We start from the raw sequence: 18,846 nt of genomic DNA, 5'->3' as shown, positions 1-18,846 counted from the left end.
GGCTTGACCCGCGATGGCGTCGACACCTTGCATCGCCTGGCTACTGCACCTGCACCATCAGTTCCACCTGCACCTTGGCCAGCATGTGCTCCATCCCCCCGCCCCGGCGCATTCCGCGCACCGGGCACGCATCCAGGTAATCCAGCCCCACCGCCAGCTTCAGGTGGCGCTCGGGCCTGGCCAGCCGATTGGTGATATCGAAACTGTACCAGCCCTCCCCCAGCCAGGCTTCGGCCCAGGCATGGCTGGCAAGGTGCGTGGCGTCCTCGGTGCACAGGTAGCCCGACACGTAGCGCGCCGGGATACCCAGGCTGCGCACACAGGCCAGAAACGCATGGGTATGGTCCTGGCAAACCCCCGCCTGCCTGGCGAACGACTCGGCCGCGGTAGTGCCCACCTCGGTCGCGCCGGGGCTGTAGGGCATGTGCTCGGCCAGCGCATTCATCAGCTCGATCAGCGCCGCCCTGTCGCGCCGCTCGCCGCAATGCTGCGCGGCAAACGCCAGCAGCGCCTCGTCGGCGGCGGTCAGCGGGCTGCTGCGCAGAAACGGCAGCGGCGACTGCAGGTCCGGCTCCACCTCGCGGGTGGGGTCGATTTCCACCTGGCCGTGGGCGCACAGCACGATCTCGCCGTGGGGCTCGTCCAGGGTCAGTACATGCAGCACGTTGCCATAGGGGTCGAGCTGGCTGCGCACCTTGCGCGGCATGTCCACCTGCCAGTCGATGACACGCTGGCGCTCGCTGTCCTGGGGCGTGAGGCGCAGGAACTGGATGCTGGTGCACACCTCGTTGGCATAGCTGTAGGTGGTGTCGTGGCGAATGGACAGTTTCATACCACCTCCAGGTAGGCGTCGTGAATGGCCTGGCCCAGGTCGCGTACCTGATCGATGAACTCGATCAGCCAGGCGTGCAGGCCTGCATCGAGGATCTCGTCGATGCCGGTGTAGCGCAGGCGAGCGTTGAGGCCGGCGGCCAGGCGCTGCGCCGGGCGGCCGTTGATGCCGGGCAGGTTGGACAGTTCAAGGTCCAGCTCCTGGATGCAGGCATGCAGCGAGCGCGGCACCTCGGCGCGCAACAGCAGCATTTCCGAAACCTGCTCGGCGTTCGGTGCGTTGCGGTAGATCTCGTTGAAAGCCTCGAACGACGACAGGGCGCGCAGCAAGGCGCTCCACTGGTAGTAGCCACGGGCCGACTTGTCGCTGACCTCCTCCGACTCCTCGCCAAACATCTCGTAGCGCGCATCCAGCAGACGCAAGGTGTTGTCGGCGCGCTCTATGAAGGTGCCCAGGCGAATGAAGCCATAGGCCTCGTTGCGCATGATGGTGCCCGAGGTGGCCCCGCGAAACAGGTGCGAACGCTCCCGCACCCATTCGCAGAACTGGCTGATGCCGTAGCGGCCCAGGCCGTTGCCGGCAATGGCGCGCATCTCCAGCCAGGTGGCATTGATGTTCTCCCACATGTCGGCGGTGATGCGCCCGCGCACGGCGTGGGCATTGCTGCGCGCCGCACGCAAACAGCAGTAGATGCTGCCGGGGTTGGCCTCGTCCAGGGCAAAGAAGTGCAGCATGTGCTCGGTGTCGAGCGCGCCGTGGCGGGCCTTGTAGTCTTCCAGCGTGCCGGCCGCCAGCAGCGACATGGCCAGCTCCGCGTGGCCGTCGCTGCGTCCGGCCTGGGGCATCAGCGACAGCGAATAGCTCACTTCGAGCATGCGCGCGAGGTTTTCCGCGCGCTCCAGGTAACGCGACATCCAGTAGAGGTCTGCAGCGGTTCTTGAAAGCATGGTTCAGTCCTCCACCACCCAGGTGTCCTTGGTACCGCCGCCCTGCGACGAGTTGACCACCAGCGAGCCTTCGCGCAGCGCCACCCGCGTGAGGCCGCCGGGCACCAGGCGGGTCTGGCTGCCCGACAGCACGAACGGGCGCAGGTCGATATGGCGCGGGGCAATGCCGCTTTCGACAAAGGTCGGGCAGGTGGACAGGCACAAGGTGGGCTGGGCGATGTAGTCCTGCGGGCGAGCCTTGAGGCGCAGGCGGAACGCTTCGATCTGCGCTGCCGTCGACGCCGGCCCCACCAGCATGCCGTAGCCGCCCGAACCCTGGGTTTCCTTGACCACCAGGTGCTCCAGGTTGGCCAGCACATGGGACAGCTCGGCCGGCTTGCGGCACTGCCAGGTGGGCACGTTCTTCAGGATCGGCGCTTCGTCCAGGTAGAAGCGGATCATCTCGCCCACGTAGGGGTAGATCGACTTGTCGTCCGCCACCCCGGTGCCGACCGCATTGGCCAGCACCACGTTGCCCAGGCGGTAGGCGGCAATCAGGCCGGGCACCCCGAGCATCGACTCAGGGTTGAAGGTCAACGGGTCGAGGAAGGCGTCATCCAGCCGGCGGTAGATCACGTCCACCGGCTGCGGGCCGCAGGTGGTGCGCATGAACACGCGGTCGTCACGCACGAACAGGTCGGCGCCTTCCACCAGTTCCACCCCCATTTCGCGGGCCAGGAACGCATGCTCGAAGTACGCGCTGTTGAAGCGCCCCGGGGTCAGCACCACCACCGTGGGGTTGTCCAGCGGGCTGGCGCTCCTGAGCGTGTCGAGCAGCAGGTTGGGGTAATGGTCGATGGGCGCGATGCGCTGGGCGGCGAACAGCTCGGGGAACAGGCGCATCATCATCTTGCGGTCTTCGAGCATGTAGCTCACGCCGCTGGGGGTGCGCAGGTTGTCCTCGAGCACGTAGTAGCTGCCGTCGCCATCGCGCACCAGGTCCACCCCCGCGATATGCGCATAGAGGCCCCTGTGCAGCCCCAGGCCGCGCATGGCCACCTGGTAGCCCTCGTTGGCCAGCACCTGCTCGGCCGGGATGATGCCGGCCTTGAGGATGCGCTGTTCATGGTAGATATCGGCCAGGAACATGTTCAGTGCCTGCACCCGCTGGATGCAGCCACGCTCGATGACCTGCCATTCGCTGGCCTTGATGCTGCGCGGAATGATGTCGAACGGGATCAGGCGTTCGGTGCCCTGCTCGTCACCGTAGAGCGTGAAGGTGATGCCTGCGCGGTGGAACAGCAGGTCGGCTTCGCGGCGGCGTTGCGCCAGCAGTTCCAGCGGCGTGTCCGCCAGCCAGCGGGCAAACTCGCGGTAATGCGGGCGACACTGGCCCCCTGCGGCATACATTTCGTCAAAAAAAGCTCCGGACATACCCCACTCCTCGCCGTGTTCGTAACGGCTTCTTCTAATTGGCTGCTGTCTTCCAGTACCCGGGCCTTTCAACAGACTTTAGCAAGGGCTGTGCCCAACGCCCGGGAATCGCTCTGCCACGCCCCTTGAGCGCGGCGGGCGACCCGAGCGGTGCATGCATTTGCCCCATAACGGTGCGCGCAACCTGCCCGGTGCACGCTGCGCACCTTTTCGTAAAGACTTGTATCTACGGGGCCTCCCCAGCAGCACATGGCGATCTGGTGGCCTAGAATGCCGACACCTCTTTTCTGCGAGTTGCTGCCATGACCGCTTCGCCATTGCTGACCGCCTTCCTGCCCGTTGCGCTGGGCATCATCATGTTCGGCCTGGGGCTTTCGCTGACCCTGGCCGACTTCGCCCGGGTGGTGAAATACCCCAAGCCGGTGGTCATCGGCCTGGTGTGCCAGATCCTGCTGCTGCCCTTCATCTGCTTTCTGATTGCCAACGGTTTTGGCCTGGCACCGGCCCTGGCGGTCGGCCTGATGTTGCTGGCGGCCTCGCCCGGCGGCACCACCGCCAACCTGTTCAGCCACCTGGCGCACGGTGACGTGGCGCTCAACATCACGCTGACGGCGGTGAACTCGCTGATCGCGATCCTGACCATGCCGCTGCTGGTCAACCTGTCGCTGAGCTACTTCATGAGCGCCGACCAGGCCATCCCGCTGCAGTTCGCCAAGGTGCTGCAGGTGTTTGCCATCGTGCTGGTGCCGGTGGCGCTGGGCATGCTGGTGCGGCGCCTGACCCCGGCCTTCGCGGCGCGCATGGAGAAACCGATGAAGCTGGTGGCGGCGCTGTTTCTGGCCGGCACGGTGATGCTGGCGCTGATGAAAGACTGGGCCACCGTGGTCGAGTACGCGCCCCTGGTAGGCGCAGCCGCGCTGTTGTTCAACCTGGTGAGTCTGGGGCTGGGCTACTATGTGCCGCGGATACTGAAGATTCCGAAGCGCCAGGCCATCGCCATCGGCATGGAGATCGGCATCCACAACGGTACGCTGGCGATTGCACTGGCGCTGAGCCCGACCCTGCTCAACAACTCGACCATGGCCATTCCGGCGGCGCTGTACAGCCTGATCATGTTCTTTACCGCCGCCGGGTTTGGATGGTGGGTGAGCCGCAACCCGGAACCGGTGGCAGTGCTCGACTGACTGCACGGCAAGGCCGGCTGCTACGGGGTTCTGTGAACGGCGCAACCCCCTGTAGGAGCCGGCCTTGCCGGCGAAGCAAGCCAACACCGTTCAATTGCGTTGCTCCAATCGCCGCTGCCGTCTGCCCAGCCAGCCCCCGGTAGCCGCCCACTCCAGCGCAATCCCCGCCCCGATCAGCATCGCCAGTTGCGGGTGCTCACCCAGCACATCCAGCCCGCGCTTGACCCAGCCACTTAGCGCATCGCCACCGCGATAGACCACCGTGTCGATGAAGTTCTTGGCGCGGTACTTCTGCTCGGCCGGCAGCACGGTGTACAGCATCTCGCGCCCCGGCCGTACCAGCGCATACTCCCCCGCACGGCGCACCACCATCACTACCACGAACACCGCAAACACCGGGGCCAGGGCCAGCCACAGGAAGCCGGCCACCATCACCAGCGGCACCGCCACCAGCAACACGCCCACCCCCATGCGCCGCGCGATGCGCCCTGTGAAAAACAACTGGGTGAGGATCGCCAGCGCCTGCACCACGGTGTCGATCAGGCCGAACACCTGGGTCTGGCGGGTGCGATCGGTAAAGGTCTGTGCCACCAGCCGCGCCTGCTCGAAGTACAGGAAGGTACTGATGCTGGCCAGCAGCACCACGAACAGCGCCAGCATCAAGAGGTAGGGCGAGCGCAGCACCTCGCCGGCCCCGGCGAACGGGTTGCCGCCCAGCGGCCGGGAGCGCGGGTGTTCGGCCTCCGCCGGCAAGGGCGCACGGTCGCGCCAGCGCTGCAGGTAGGTTGCCGCGCCGATGCTGCCCAGCAGAAACAGCGTGGCCAGCAACACCAGCCCGGCATGCCCGACCACGCCCACCAGCAGGGTACCCAGTATCGGCCCCACCAGCCCGCCCAGGCTCGCACCGGCTGCGAGCAACCCGAACAGGCGCTTGGCCTGCTCGTTGCTGAACAGGTCGGCCAGTACGCTCCAGGCCAGCGAGATGCTCAGCAGGTTGAACACCGACAGCCAGATGTAGAACGCCCGGGCCACCCACAGGTTGTCGGGCTGCACCGCGAACACCAGGGCGAAGGCCAGCAGGTTGCTTGCCAGAAAGCCGTAGGTCCAGGGCAGGATCCTGCGCCGACGGGCCCGCGCCACCACCCAGCCGAACAGCGGCAATGCCAGCAAGGTGACGATGAAAGTGCCGGTGAACAGCCATTGCAGGTTGTCGACGCCGCCGGCCACCCCCATGGTCTCGCGTACCGGTCGCAGCATGAAATAGCCGGCGAACAGCAGGAAGAACAGCGCAAGGCCGCCCACCACCGCCGGGGTTTCGTCGTCGTGAAAGGTGAACAGCCGGCCCAGCAGGCGCATCAGCCGAACATCTTGATCAGCGCCTGCTGCCGGGCCGTGTCGAGCAACGCGCCACTGCCGGCCTTGAGCTGGTCGCGTTGACGGTCCGGGCGGCTGGTGGCCGGGATCACGGTCGTCACTGCCGGGTGACTGAGGGCAAATTTGAGAAACAGCTGCGCCCAGCTGCCGATGCCGGCTTCGCTGGCCCAGCCCGGCAACGGCTGGCCCTTGACCCTGGCAAACAGCCTGCCATCGTCGAAGGCGCGGTTGATCAGTACCGCCACGCCCTTGTCCTGCGCCAGCGGCAGCACCGTGCGCGCGGCGCCAGGCGCATTCACCGAATAGTGGATCTGGATGAAGTCCAGCGGCTCGCGGCGCAGGATGCGCTCCAGTTCGTCCAGCCCGCCATCGGTGTAATGGGTAACGCCCACGTAACGGGTCTTGCCCTGGGCCTTGAGTTCACGGGCGTAGGGCAGTTGGCGCTGCCAGTCGCGCAGGTTGTGCACCTGCAGCAGATCGACCTTGTCGGTGCGCAGGCTGCGCAGCGTCTGGGCCCATTGCGCCTGCGCCGCAGCCTGGCTGTCGGCGGCGATCTTGGTGGCCAGGAAGGTGCGCTCGCGCCAACCGCCCTCCTCCAGCAACTGGCCCAGTATCGCGTCGGCGCCGCCATAGTTGGGCGAGGTATCGATGACCCGGCCGCCACCGTCGAAGAACACCTGCAGCACCGCTTTGAGCTGCTGGTACTCGGGGGAACCCGCCGTCACCTCGAAACTGCCCGAGGTGCCGGCGCCGATCACCGGCAAGGCCTCGCCGGTGGACGGCACCTTGCGCTCGAGCAGCGCCGTGTGGGGCTGCGCCAGGGCGTGCGGGCGGCTCAGCAGCAGCCCCAGGCCAGCGGCCAGGGCAGCACTGGTGGCGAGAAAACGGCGACGCGTAGGCATGCGCAGGCCTCCTGCAAAGCGGCGTTGGAAGGGGTCAAAGGGTCAAGCATAGACCATGGCCCAACGGCGCCGATTTGCTCAATTGCCATGCGCTTCTATATTGAGCTAGTCCCTGTTGCGAGTGCCAAGCGTGGCCAGCACCGATCGGTTGATCATCTGCGAACACTGCGACTGCGTGTATGAACGGGTCGAGCTCGCCAAACACCAGAAAGCGCTATGCCTGCGTTGCGGCGCCGTGCTGCAGCGCCATAACGGCCTGGATGTACAGCAGCGCCTGGCGCTGAGCTTCACTGCAGCGATCCTGTGGATGTTCGCCAACTTCTACCCGGTGATGAGCATCAGCCTGCAAGGCCTGCACAACAGCGCCACGTTATGGGACTCGGTGCGCGCCCTGGCCACCGGGCCGATCACCTTCATCGCCCTGGTGGCCGCCATCGCGATCATCATCGCGCCGATGTTCCAGCTGTTGCTGCTGCTGTGGGTGCTGGTGCATGCCCTGGGCCGGCGCCGCTCGCCGGCCTTCAGCCTGTGCATGCGCTGGCTGGAAACCCTGCGCCCGTGGAGCATGCTGGAGGTGTGCCTGCTGGGGTCGATGGTGGCGGTGTTCAAGCTGGCCGGGCTGCTCGATGTGCTGCCAGGCCTGGGGTTGATCGCCCTGGCCGCCCTGAGCCTGCTGATGATCCGCCTGGCCGGGCGCGATATCCGCGACCTGTGGGTGTACCTGTCTTGAACGCGCCGCCGCTGGCCAGCGAGCTGGGCCTGGTGCTGTGCCATGCCTGCGGGCTGGCCTGCGACAACCGCGACCACCCCACCCAGTGCCCTCGCTGCGCAGCGCCGCTGCATGAGCGCAAGCCCGAGTCGCTGACCCGAACCTGGGCGTACCTGATCGCCGCCCTGGTGTTCTACATTCCGGCCAACCTGCTGCCGGTGATGAACACCAAGCTGTTCGGTGCCGGCGACGACAGCACCATCATGAGCGGCGTGCTCGAGTTCTGGGCCCATGGCTCATGGGACATCGCACTGATCATCTTCATCGCCAGCATCGCGGTGCCGGCCACCAAGTTCGTGGCCCTGGGCCTGCTGCTGGTGACGGTGCAGCGCGGCAGTACCTGGGCCCAGCGCCAGCGTTCGAAGCTGTTCCGCTTCGTCGAGCTGATCGGCTACTGGTCGATGCTCGATGTGATCGTGGTGGCGCTGGTTGCCGCACTGGTCAAGTTCCAGGCCCTGGGCGACATCGAGCCGCGCCTGGGCATTCTGTTTTTCGGCATGGTGGTGGTGTTCACCATGCTCGCGGCCATGAGCTTCGACCCCCGCCTGATCTGGCAACCGCCCAACGGCAAGGAACCCGCGCATGAGTGAAGACAGCAACCACAGCGCGGCACAACCGGCTCGCCCGGCGGTGCAGACCCGGCGCTTCAGCGTGTCGCTGGTGTGGATCGTGCCGATCGTGGCAGTGCTGGTGGGCATCTCGCTGGTGGTGCACAACTGGCTGCAGGAAGGCCCCAGTATCCAGGTCACCTTCAAGACCGGCCAGGGGCTGGAGGCCAACAAGACAGCAGTGAAGTACCGCAACGTGGTGATCGGCCAGGTCAGCGAAGTGGAGCTCAGCCAGGACCAGAAGAGCGTCACCGCCACCATCAAGCTGGTCAAGCAGGCCGAGAACTTCACCCGCCAGGACTCGCTGTTCTGGGTGGTGCGCCCGCGCATCGGTGCGGGCGGCGTAACGGGTATCGACACGCTGTTCTCCGGTGACTTCATCGGCGCCGATGCCGGGCAGTCGGACACCCGCGCCAAGACCTTCACCGGCCTGGAGACACCACCGCCAATCACCTACGGCGAACCCGGCAAGCGCTTCAACCTGCATGCCTCCGACCTCGGCTCGCTGGGCGTCGGCTCGCCGGTGTACTACCGCAAGATCCAGGTCGGCCAGGTGGTGTCGTACGCGCTGGACGCCAACGGCAAAGGGGTCAATGTCGAAGTGTTCGTGCACGCCCCCAACGATGCCTTCGTCACCGACAACACGCGGTTCTGGAACGCCAGCGGCGTGGATGTCGAGGTGGGTGCCAACGGCTTTGCCCTGCGCACCGAGTCGCTGTCGTCGCTGATGGTCGGCGGCGTGGCCTTCAGGGCCCCGGACTACAGTCCCGACGACCAGCCGGCAGCCGAGGACAAGACCTTCGAGCTGTTCGACGACCGCCCCGCCGCCCTCGCCCCGCCGGCGGGCAAGGCGCAGTACCTGGCGCTGCGCTTCGACCAGTCGCTGCGCGGGCTCAAGGTGGGCGCACCGGTGGAGTTCCTGGGCATGGAATTCGGCCGGGTAGTCGCCATCAACCTCGACTTCGACGCCAAGACCCGCACTTTTCCGGTGAATGTGGGCATCGTGATCTACCCGCAACGCCTGGGCCAGGCGCATACCAAGATGCTCAAGGTGCTCAATCACAACCCTGACGATGAACAGGCCGGCGTCCGCCTGATGGGCACCTTCATCGACAACGGCCTGCGCGCCCAGGCCCGCAGCGGCAACCTGTTGACCGGGCAGTTGTACATCGCCCTGGATTTCTACCCCAAGGCGCCCAAGGTGACCTTCGACCCGACCGCGCGCCCCATCACCATCCCGACCATCCCCAGCAGCCTGGAGCAACTGCAGGAGCAGTTCCAGGCCATGGTCGAGAAGATCAACAAGCTGCCCATCGAACGCATCGCCGGCAACCTGGACGCCAACCTGGTGGAGCTGCGCAAGGCGCTCAAGCAGTTCAACGGCAAGACCTTGCCCGGCATCGAGGGCACGCTGCAGGACATGAGCACCACGCTCAAGAGTGCCAATGCGACCCTGGCCGACGACTCGCCACAGCGCGAGCAGCTGTCGCAGACCCTGGACGACCTGGGCCGCATGACCCGCTCGATGCGCGAGCTGGCCGACTACCTCAAGCGCAACCCCGAGTCGCTGCTGCGCGGGCGGCCCGACAATGCCCCTGCCGATGCCTTGCAACCTTCCTCGCGCCAATGAGCACTGGAGCCCGCCCCATGACCTATCTGCTCAAACCTTCGCTGCTTGGCATCGCGCTGTTGCTGGCGGCCTGTCGCAGCGAGCCGGTGCACTACCACACCCTGGTGCCTGCGCAGCTGCAGGCCGGGGCGACCCGTGCGGTAGACGTACGCATAGAGTCCATCAGCGTGCCGCCCCAGGTCGACCGCGAGCAGATCGTCGTGCGCCAGGGCGACAGCGGCCTGGCGGTGCTCGACAGTGAATGGTGGGGCGCCAGCCTGGTGGATGAACTGCGCAGCGCCTTGAGTGGCCAGCTCAACAGCAATGCACCGCGCACCCTGGGCCTGCGCCTGGAGGTGCAGCGCTTCGACTCGGTACCCGGGCAATACGCCCTGCTGGAGGCGCGCTGGCGCCTGCGTACGCTGGGCGGCGATGCCAACCGCCCCGCCCTGCGCTGCCACAGCCTGGTACGCAGTGCGGCGGGCACCGGGATTGCCGAGCTGGTAGCAGCCCAGCAACGCAACGTGGCGCGTCTTGCAGGGCTGATAGCCCAGGCGGCCGATGACACCCGGGCCGGGTGCCCGGCCTCCGGTTCCTGAGGCATCGGGCCGGTCAGCTTACTGGGCCGAGCCCACCGGCATGCCCTGCGGCCCCGGTGTGACCACCACGTCCAGGTCGATATGCTTGAACTCGGGCTTGGCACCAAGGCGTGCATTGAAGCGGTAGTTGAAACTGAACGGATCGTTGGTCGGCACGTTGAGCGCGTGTCCGTAGATCGGCTCGACCGCCGCAGCGTCATACCCCAGCAACTGCAGCAGCGTGGGGAAGATGTTGTAGTGGCTGGAGCGGTCCTTGTTGGTCGCCAGTTGCGCCTGCCAGTCCAAAGTCTTCAGGCCCTGGCCCTGGATCACCACCAGCGGCACCAGGCCCTCTTCCTCCACCGGGTTCTCGCCACAGTGGGTGTTGAGCCCCGGGTTGCCGCGCTCATGCAGGTCCTGGCCATGGTCGGAGGTGTAGATGATCACCGCCTGGCTCAGGTCGGCCTGGGCAAACAGGCGCTTGAAGAATTCGCCCACGCTCCACAGCACGCTGTTCTTGTACGAGTTGCGGTACAGCACCCAGTCCTGCGGGGTACCACTGAACCCGTCGCGCTGACCGGTATCGGCGATGTCGGCATAGTGGCCCCGCGGCAACGCCGGCGTGTAGGTCATGAACGCATCCGGGTACTTGTCGTGCACCGGAAAATGCACCCCCACCTTGTTGATCACGATCAGTTGCGGCTTGCCGTCGCCCAGCAGCTCCACGAGCTTTTGCAGTGCGGCCATGTCGCGGTCGCGCACCGGGGTGGTGTCGAACTGGATGAACTGGTCGATGTCGCGTTTTTCGGTGGCATCCATCAGGTTCTGCAGGTTGCCGCCGGTGCGTTGGCTGTCGATGTAGACGGTGCCAAGCCCGGCCTGTTTGGCGTACTGCCAGATCGACGGCAGGGTCGAGTTGATGCGCAGGTAATCGCTGCGGGTGCCGCCGTAGCGCAGCGTGACGTTGGTGTCGGCGCTGCAATTGGCGATGGAGGCGGCATAGCCGTAGTTGAAGATGCTGGCCCCCGGCTGGGGGTGGGTGAGGTTGCTGGTGACCCCGTTGGGGGTATTGAGGTCCAGGTAGTTGCCCGAAACGCTCTCGTCGATGATCAGCACGATATCGCGCGCCAATGGCGGGCCGCTGCGCGCCAGCGTCACTGGCTGGCGCGGGCCCACGCTGTCGTGCAGCGATTCGTAGAGGAACAGGTTCAGGTAGGCCAGCGGCGTGTACATCACCGGCAGGCCGCGTGCGCCCTCGCCGGCACGCACGAACAGGATGCCGGTCAACAGCGCCAGGCCCAGCAGCGGTGCGGCCCACGCCAGGGTGCCGGGCAGCCGCTGCACCGGGTCCGGGCGCAGGCCCAGCCCCAGCAGCAACAGCAGCCCCTTGGCCGCGACCCCCAGGATCACGCTGTGGTACTGCTCAAGCGCCTCGCCGATGAACCCACCCGAATACACCATCGAAACGAAGGCGCTGTAGGTGAGGTATTCGGCGGTTATGCGCGTATAGGCGTCGAAAAACACCGCGCTGGCACAGAACCCCACTGCAAACAGCCAGCGCACCAGGCCCTGGCGTATGTTCGCGCACAGCCACAGGGCAGCCACCAGCAGCACGAACACACCGGCATACAACACCAGTGCCACCCCCAGCCCGATCGCCTCGAGACGCTCGAGGTAGTACGCATGGAAACTCAGAAGGTAGACCAGCAGCAACAGTCCCTTGATGTAAACGCGCATGACTTCCCCGCCAGAAATGTTTCCCCCCAGCCCACTGAGGTTTCCCACACGGTAGCAGGATGCCGACAAAGCGCAAACCACAGTTTGTCAAAAAAATGACGAAATGCAGGGCGCCGATTATGACGTTTTTCAAGCGGGAATCTGATGCATTCGCGAAACAACCCACATTCCACGAGCCACGTTTTACGCGGGCTACGACCGTTCATCGCATTGACAACCGGCCAAGTGCCAGCCCATTTCGACGCTAAGGTACGGATTGGAAAAGGGTTGATGGCAAAACAGTGGAACTCCTACCACCTGTAACTCTACAGATACATGCCATAGGTTTGACACAAACCGGCTCAGCTGGTCTATACCGAATTCACACCCGCTGTTTCACTTTCATTACTCCATACGAGGCACGCCAGCATGGATGTGAGCGTATTTGGCACCGGTTATGTCGGACTTGTGCAAGCTGCCGCTTTGGCTGACGTAGGTCACCGGGTACTTTGTGTCGATGTAGACGCCCATAAAATCAGTCAGTTGCGACAAGGTGTTCCACCTATTCATGAGCCTGGCCTGTCGGGCATGCTCGAGGAAAACATCAAGGAAGGTCGGCTGTCGTTCAGTACCCAGGCCAGCGATGCCGTCGCCCACGCCGAGCTGATCTTCATTGCAGTCGGCACCCCACCGGACGAAGACGGCTCGGCCGACCTTTCCCACGTGCTGGGCGTCACCCGGCAGATCGCCGGCCTGATGGCGGCGCACCGCACCCTGATCATCAAGTCCACCGTGCCGGTGGGCACCGCCGACAAGGTGGCCGCGCTCGCCCGCGAGGAGCTCGACCGGCTGGGCAAGCATCAACTGCAGGTGCGGGTGGTCTCCAACCCCGAGTTTCTCAAGGAAGGCAGCGCCCTGGCCGACTGCATGCGCCCGGATCGGATCATCGTCGGTACCGCCGATGACCAGGCCCAGCAGCAGTTGTCCGAGCTGTACGCGCCGTTCTGCCGCAATCATGAAAAGCTCATGTTCATGGACAACCGCAGCGCCGAGCTGACCAAGTACGCGGCCAACGCCATGCTCGCCACGCGCATCAGCTTCATGAACGAACTGGCCAACCTCAGCGAGTTCCTCGGTGCCGACATCGAATCGGTGCGCAAGGGCATCGGCTCGGACCCACGCATCGGCTATCACTTCATCTACCCGGGCTGTGGCTTTGGCGGGTCGTGCTTCCCCAAGGACCTGCGTGCGCTGCTGCATACCGCCGAACACAGCGGCATGCCGCTGCGCCTGCTGCAGAGCGTGAGCGAAATCAACGACAGCCAGCGCCAGATCCTGTTCAGCAAGCTCAAGCGTAGCTTCCCCGGCAGCCTGAAGGGCAAATCCATCGCCCTGTGGGGCCTGGCCTTCAAACCCAATACCGACGACATGCGCGAAGCCCCCAGCCGCTACCTGATGGAGGCGCTGTGGGCCGAGGGCGCCACGGTGCGCGCCTTTGACCCCGAAGCCATGGCCGAATGCCGGCGCCTGTATGGCTACCGCGACGACCTGCAACTGTGCGCCACCCGTGACGACACCCTGGAGGATGCCGATGCGCTGGTGATCTGCACCGAGTGGAAGACCTTCCGCGTGGTGGATTTCAACCTGCTGGCGCAAAAGCTGCGCCAACGCCTGATCATCGACGGACGCAACCTCTACAGCCCCGAACAGGTGGCAACCTTCGGCCTGACCTACAGCGGCATCGGCCTGCGCCAGGTACAACCGCAGGTATCGGCGCCATGAGAATACTGGTCACCGGTGCGGCCGGCTTCGTCGGCGCACACTGCACACTGCGCCTGTTGCGCGACGGCCATCAGGTCGTGGGCCTGGACAATTTCAACGACTACTACGACCCCGCGCTCAAGCAAGACCGCGTGCGCTGGGTCCAGGCCCAGGCCGGCGATTTCGACCTGCGCCGCCTGGACCTGGCCGACGGCCCAGGCATCGAGGCGCTGTTCGCCGAGTTCGCCCCCGAGGTGGTGATCCACCTGGCCGCCCAGGCCGGGGTGCGCTATTCGCTGGACAACCCGCGCGCCTACGTGGACAGCAACCTGGTGGGTTTCCTCAACATGCTCGAGGCCTGCCGCCGCCATCCGGTGCAGCACCTGCTGTATGCCTCCTCAAGCTCGGTGTACGGCAGCAACCAGCGCACACCCTATGCCGTGCAGGACGCAGTGGACCATCCGCTGTCGCTGTACGCCGCGAGCAAGAAGGCCAACGAACTGATGGCCCACAGCTACAGCCACCTGTTCGCCATCCCCACCACCGGGCTGCGCTTTTTCACCGTGTACGGCCCCTGGGGGCGCCCGGACATGTCGCCCATCCAGTTCGCCCAGGCCATCAGCCAGGGCCACCCTCTCAAGCTGTTCAACTACGGCCAGCACCAGCGCGACTTCACCTACATCGACGACATCGTCGAAAGCCTGGTGCGCCTGATCCCGCTGGCCCCGGTCAGCGACCCGGCCTGGGACCGCCTGGCCAGCGACCCGGCCAGCAGCCACGCGCCCTGGCGCATCTACAACATCGGTGGGCAACGGCCGGTGGCCCTGACCGACTACGTGGCGCTGCTGGAAAAACACCTGCAGCGCACCGCCCAGGTCGAGTTGCTGCCCCTGCAGCCAGGTGACGTGCTGGACACCTGCGCCGATGCCAGTGCCCTGGCCCAGGCCACCGGCTTCACCCCGTGCATCTCGCTGGACGAAGGGCTGCGCCGCTTCGTCGCCTGGTTCGTCGATTATTACGCGCACACGCCCGACGACGCTGTGCGGTCCATCGGGCAAACGCCGGTTGCCGCGCCCGAGCATCAACGGAGGGTGGTATGACAGGCCAACAGAAAAGTGCTGAAACCCAGGCCCTGCGCCAGGACAAACGCATGGACCCCAATCACCGCATGCGCATCGATGCGGCGATTCACATGCAGGGCCGTGGCTGGATGACCGGGCGCGCCGGCGGGCGGCCGTGGACGCTGTCGCGCACCAACCGCGTGCTGTCGTTCATCGGCGCGCTGATGATCGTGCTGTTGATTTCACCGCTGCTGCTGGTGCTGGCCGTGCTGGTCAAGCTGAGCAGCCCCGGCCCGGTGTTCTTCGTGCAGCAGCGCACCGGCTACCGCGGGCGCAGCTTCGGCATGTACAAGTTCCGCACCATGGTCGCCAACGCCGAGGACCTCAAGGAGTCGGTGCGCCACCTGAACAAGCACGGCGCCGACGCCATCGACTTCAAGATCGACAAGGACCCGCGCGTAACCCGCATCGGCAGCTTCCTGCGGCGCAGCAGCCTGGACGAGCTGCCCAACCTGTTCAACGTGATCCGCGGCGAAATGCGCCTGGTGGGCCCTCGCCCGACCTCCTTCAACGCCTATCGCTACAAGGACAGCCACCTGGCGCGCCTGAGCATCTACCCCGGCATGACCGGCCTGTGGCAGATCTCGGGGCGCAGCAACATCGACTTCGACCAGCGGGTCGAGCTTGACCTGAGTTACATCGCCGAACAGAGCTTGAGCCTGGACCTGAAGATCCTGCTCAAGACCCCCTTCAAAGTCTTCAGCGGCCACGGAGCAAGTTGAATGGACGGTTCTACTTCGAGAAGTCTGACCATCGCCACCCCCAGCGAAACCAACCTGACGTCCACCGTGCTGGACCAGGAGCAGCGCGTGCTGTTGCTGACCGCGGCCAATACCGGCAGCGGTACCAGCACCAGTGCGCTGGCCTTCGCCAAGCAGCTGACGCTGATGAGCGGCGGACCGGTACTGCTGGTGGACAGCAGCCCTACCAGCAACAGCCTGACCCAGCAGATGGGCCTGCAGAAGCTGCCCGGCTTTCGCGACCTGCTGTTCGAGCAGGACACCCCGCCCGTGCTGCAGGACTGCCTGGTGCGGGTGTCCGACCAGCCTTTCGACATGTTGCCGTGCGGCCAGTACCGGCGTGGCAACGAACGCCTCAACCCGGACCGCCTGCGTGCCCTGCTGAGCCAGCTCAGCGCGCACTACCGCTTCGTGGTCATCGACGGCGAGGCGGTGTACTCCAGCGTCGACAGCCTGGTGATCGGCACCCTGGTCGATGGCGTGATCCTGGTGGTCACCGCCGAGGACACCCGCTGGGAGGTCGCCCAGGCCGCCGCCCAGCGCCTGACCCAGGCCGGCGCCAAGCTGATCGGCAGCGTGTTCAACCGACGCCGCTACTACATGCCCAAATGGCTTTACAACAATCTCTGAGCAGCCAGGCTAAGGATGACGCTATGAATGTGAAACTGTTCGCCCTGCTGGCGCTGCTGCCTCTGGCAGCCTGCACCAGCCAGGAGCCACGCCAGATGCCGGTGCAGATCATGACTGCCAACGCGGCCAACGCCCAGGACACCGAGCTGCCACGCGGCGAGCAGGCGCTGCGCCCGGGGGACGTGCTCGATGTGATCTTCCATATCAGCACCAGCGGCTCGCAGGCCTATCGCATCCAGCCCGGTGACACCGTCGGCCTGGGCTTCCTTGCGGCCAGCTCGCTCAACGGCAACCAGCTGGTGCTGCCCGATGGCACCATCGAACTGCCACGGGCCAACACCTCGGTGAACGTCGCCGGGATGACCCCGGACGAAGCGCGCCAGGCCATCCAGCAGGCCTACCGCAACAAGCGCCTGTTCCAGCCCAACCGCGACCAGATGACCGTGCAGGTGATCAGCCCGCTGACCAACGAACAGAACCTCAAGAGCGCACTCAACCACCCCGCCACCGGCATGAGCCGCGAGATCACCGTGGGCACCGACGGCCAGGCCAGCTTTCCGGAGGTGGGCGCGGTGCCGCTGCAGGGCATGACCGTCACCCAACTGCAGACCTTCCTCAACAAGCGCTACGCCGACCTGCCCGGGCGCATGACGGTGGACGTGATGCTCAAGTCCACTGCGGTCAACGAGATCTATGTGCTCGGTGAGGTGGCCCAGCCCGGCGCCTATCCGATCCGGCGCCCGGTATCGGTGCTCGAAGCCCTGACCCTGGCCCGCGGGCCCAGCCTCAAGGCCCGGCTCGACTCGGTGGTGATCATGCGGCGCAACGGCAACCAGGTGCAGGCCGTGCCCTACAACGTCGACAAGGCCCTGGACGCCAGCGCCGCGCAGGTGGCCTATCTGCAGCCCGACGACATGCTCTACGTGCCCAAGACCAAGCTGGCCAGCGCCGGCGAACTGGCCCGGCAACTGGCCGACGTGGTGCTGTTCCAGGGGGTGGGCTTCAGCTTCTCCTACCGCGTCGACAACAAAGACAGCGATAACTAAACCCAGGCAGGTGCACGCGCATGACTACCAAAGAAAACTACCTGCATGAATTCTTCAGGATCCTCTTCGCCAACCGTCAGTTGGTGAAGCGGGTATTCCTGGTGTTCGCAGTGATTGCCCTGTTGCTGCCGCTGGTGCTCAAGCAGAGCTTCGACATCACGGCCGAAGTGATCGTGCAGTCGAAAAAGCTCTCCCAGAGCGATACCAACACCGCCCTGGCCCAGGAGACCGACAAGTTCATTCCGCCTTCGCTGGCCGACATGGAGACCGAGAGCAACATCCTGCGTTCACCCACGCTGATCCGCCAGACCATCACCCAGCTGCGCGACGAGGGCCTGTATGACGTGCCCCCCGGCCTGCTGCAGCGCCTGGTGTTCGGGCCGATCCGCAGCCTGATCGTCAACCCGCTGCGCGAGTATGTGGTCAACCCGGTGCGCAGCCTGTTCGGGCTGGAGGTCGACCCGGTACGCGATACCCAGCTCGACACCCTGACCGACGACGCGATCAAGGACCTGAAGATCGAGACCCTGCCCGGCTCCAACGTGGTGTCGATCACCTACAGCTTCCCCGACCCCAAGGTCGGTACGCTGTTCGTCAGCCGTCTGCTCGACAACTACCTGCGCAACCGCCAGAACCTGCAGTCCAACGAACTGCCGCAGGAGTTCTACGAGCAGAAGAAGATGCAGTACCAGGTGCGCATGGATGACCTGGAAAGCAAGCGCTTGGGCATGCTCGAAGGCATCGGCTCGTCCGACCCCAAGGAAGAGATCACCTTCCGCCTCAATGCCATCAACACCGAGGAACAGGCACTCAACCAGTACCGCGATCGCCTGCTGCAGAGCCAGCAGTGGCTGGAATACCTCAAGACCAGCCTGGCTGCGGCCAGCAACGCCAACATGCGCGACTTCGCCTTCCCCTTCACCTTCACCCAGACCGTCGACAACGTGGCCTTCGAGGACCGCGAGATCAAGCAACTGGGCGAGCAGCTGACCACCCAGGTACTGACCTACGTCAGCGACCTGGCAGTGTTCCAGCCCGGCAGCGAGCAGATGCTGCTGCAGCGCGAGCAGATCGCCAAGACCCGCCAGCAGTTTCTCAAGATCGTCGCCAACCGTATCCAGGAGCGCGAGAAGGACCTGGCCGTGGTGCAGAACGTGATCGCGCAGAAAACCCAGCGCATCGCCGACTACAAGAGCCGCGTGCACCAGTTGCAGGAAACCCAGAGCAAGGCGCGTCAGCTGGATACCGAGATCGATGCCCTGCACAAGGCGTTCTTCACCTACACCCAGCGCTACGAGGAAGCCCGTGGCGAGCGCCTGCTGTCGGGTGACGTGTCCAACGCACGGATTCTCAGTGCGCCCTATGAGCCCGCCGAGCCGGCCTTTCCCAAGCCGATGCTGATCATTCCGTTCGGCATGCTCACCGGCCTGCTGCTGGGCATCGCCCTGGTGTACGTGCGCGAGTTCTTCGACCATCGCTTCAAGCACCCGGCGCAGATCACCCAGCAGCTGGGCTTGCCGGTACTGCTGGTGATCAACGACCAGACCCCGGAAACGCACAATCCGCACAAGGGCTGGTCGCTGCCACGGCTGGTGCACTGGGTGCGCAATTGAACG

Annotated in this window: 17 protein-coding genes; 11 read left to right on the top strand and 6 right to left on the bottom strand. The window is 65.3% G+C overall.

Going from position 1 to position 18,846, the window contains the following annotated elements:
* Positions 1–40: 40 nt before the first annotated feature.
* The 3 genes from LOY33_RS11780 to LOY33_RS11770 are packed head-to-tail and all read right to left on the bottom strand — an operon-like array spanning position 41 to position 3,192.
* Entirely contained in the window at positions 41–832 is a 792-nt protein-coding gene (locus tag LOY33_RS11780; protein ID WP_054914468.1) for a transglutaminase family protein, read from the bottom strand.
* Positions 829–1,779: an alpha-E domain-containing protein gene (locus LOY33_RS11775; RefSeq protein WP_043861214.1), complete on the bottom strand. Its 951-nt coding sequence runs from the start codon at positions 1,777–1,779 to the stop codon at positions 829–831. The genes LOY33_RS11780 and LOY33_RS11775 overlap by 4 nt, the downstream gene beginning before the upstream one ends.
* Positions 1,780–1,782: 3 nt before the next feature.
* Entirely contained in the window at positions 1,783–3,192 is a 1,410-nt protein-coding gene (locus LOY33_RS11770) for a circularly permuted type 2 ATP-grasp protein (RefSeq protein WP_043861213.1), read from the bottom strand.
* A 302-nt stretch (positions 3,193–3,494) separates the two neighbouring features.
* Here LOY33_RS11770 and LOY33_RS11765 point away from each other — a divergent pair, with 302 nt between their 5' ends.
* Positions 3,495–4,376 (top strand): bile acid:sodium symporter family protein, encoded by an 882-nt coding sequence (locus tag LOY33_RS11765; RefSeq protein ID WP_054914467.1) that lies wholly within the window; start codon positions 3,495–3,497, stop codon positions 4,374–4,376.
* Between the two features lie 90 nt (positions 4,377–4,466).
* Here the strand turns inward: LOY33_RS11765 and LOY33_RS11760 are convergent, their stop codons facing one another.
* The gene (locus LOY33_RS11760; protein WP_258662694.1) at positions 4,467–5,732 is read right to left on the bottom strand and encodes an NTP/NDP exchange transporter; all 1,266 of its coding nucleotides are present in this window, start codon (positions 5,730–5,732) and stop codon (positions 4,467–4,469) included.
* Entirely contained in the window at positions 5,732–6,652 is a 921-nt protein-coding gene (locus LOY33_RS11755) for an aldo/keto reductase (protein ID WP_043860616.1), read from the bottom strand. Before LOY33_RS11755 ends, LOY33_RS11760 begins: the two co-directional genes overlap by 1 nt.
* Positions 6,653–6,782: 130 nt before the next feature.
* On the opposite strand from LOY33_RS11755, the gene LOY33_RS11750 reads away from it, so the two are divergent.
* From LOY33_RS11750 to LOY33_RS11735, 4 genes are read left to right on the top strand one after another with little or no spacing between them, the layout of a single operon-like run.
* Entirely contained in the window at positions 6,783–7,382 is a 600-nt protein-coding gene (locus tag LOY33_RS11750; RefSeq protein ID WP_258662693.1) for a paraquat-inducible protein A, read from the top strand.
* Positions 7,379–8,011, top strand: a complete 633-nt coding sequence (locus LOY33_RS11745; RefSeq protein ID WP_043860614.1) for a paraquat-inducible protein A — start codon at positions 7,379–7,381, stop codon at positions 8,009–8,011. The genes LOY33_RS11750 and LOY33_RS11745 overlap by 4 nt, the downstream gene beginning before the upstream one ends.
* Complete coding sequence (locus tag LOY33_RS11740) at positions 8,004–9,659, top strand: intermembrane transport protein PqiB (RefSeq protein ID WP_078481192.1); 1,656 nt, start codon at positions 8,004–8,006, stop codon at positions 9,657–9,659. Before LOY33_RS11745 ends, LOY33_RS11740 begins: the two co-directional genes overlap by 8 nt.
* Positions 9,660–9,676: 17 nt before the next feature.
* Entirely contained in the window at positions 9,677–10,237 is a 561-nt protein-coding gene (locus LOY33_RS11735; protein WP_043860612.1) for a membrane integrity-associated transporter subunit PqiC, read from the top strand.
* Between the two features lie 18 nt (positions 10,238–10,255).
* Here LOY33_RS11735 and LOY33_RS11730 read toward each other — a convergent pair whose 3' ends face one another.
* Positions 10,256–11,953 (bottom strand): sulfatase-like hydrolase/transferase, encoded by a 1,698-nt coding sequence (locus LOY33_RS11730; RefSeq protein WP_104572482.1) that lies wholly within the window; start codon positions 11,951–11,953, stop codon positions 10,256–10,258.
* Between the two features lie 408 nt (positions 11,954–12,361).
* Between LOY33_RS11730 and LOY33_RS11725 the strand changes: the two genes are divergently transcribed.
* The 6 genes from LOY33_RS11725 to LOY33_RS11700 are packed head-to-tail and all read left to right on the top strand — an operon-like array spanning position 12,362 to position 18,843.
* Complete coding sequence (locus LOY33_RS11725; protein ID WP_043860610.1) at positions 12,362–13,714, top strand: UDP-glucose/GDP-mannose dehydrogenase family protein; 1,353 nt, start codon at positions 12,362–12,364, stop codon at positions 13,712–13,714.
* The gene (locus tag LOY33_RS11720; protein ID WP_043860609.1) at positions 13,711–14,793 is read left to right on the top strand and encodes an NAD-dependent epimerase; all 1,083 of its coding nucleotides are present in this window, start codon (positions 13,711–13,713) and stop codon (positions 14,791–14,793) included. Before LOY33_RS11725 ends, LOY33_RS11720 begins: the two co-directional genes overlap by 4 nt.
* Positions 14,790–15,536 (top strand): sugar transferase, encoded by a 747-nt coding sequence (locus tag LOY33_RS11715; RefSeq protein WP_043860608.1) that lies wholly within the window; start codon positions 14,790–14,792, stop codon positions 15,534–15,536. The genes LOY33_RS11720 and LOY33_RS11715 overlap by 4 nt, the downstream gene beginning before the upstream one ends.
* Entirely contained in the window at positions 15,537–16,184 is a 648-nt protein-coding gene (locus tag LOY33_RS11710) for a CpsD/CapB family tyrosine-protein kinase (RefSeq protein ID WP_043860607.1), read from the top strand.
* A gap of 23 nt (positions 16,185–16,207) precedes the next feature.
* The gene (locus tag LOY33_RS11705) at positions 16,208–17,230 is read left to right on the top strand and encodes a polysaccharide biosynthesis/export family protein (protein WP_043860606.1); all 1,023 of its coding nucleotides are present in this window, start codon (positions 16,208–16,210) and stop codon (positions 17,228–17,230) included.
* A 20-nt stretch (positions 17,231–17,250) separates the two neighbouring features.
* Complete coding sequence (locus tag LOY33_RS11700) at positions 17,251–18,843, top strand: GNVR domain-containing protein (protein WP_043860605.1); 1,593 nt, start codon at positions 17,251–17,253, stop codon at positions 18,841–18,843.
* Positions 18,844–18,846: the final 3 nt, after the last annotated feature.

Origin of the sequence: Pseudomonas sp. B21-036 (assembly GCF_024748925.1) — a bacterium.
In the GTDB taxonomy this organism is placed as follows: domain Bacteria; phylum Pseudomonadota; class Gammaproteobacteria; order Pseudomonadales; family Pseudomonadaceae; genus Aquipseudomonas; species Aquipseudomonas palmensis.
The sequence above is the reverse complement of the archived record's forward strand: the minus strand, read 5'-3'. Positions and strand labels throughout refer to the sequence as shown.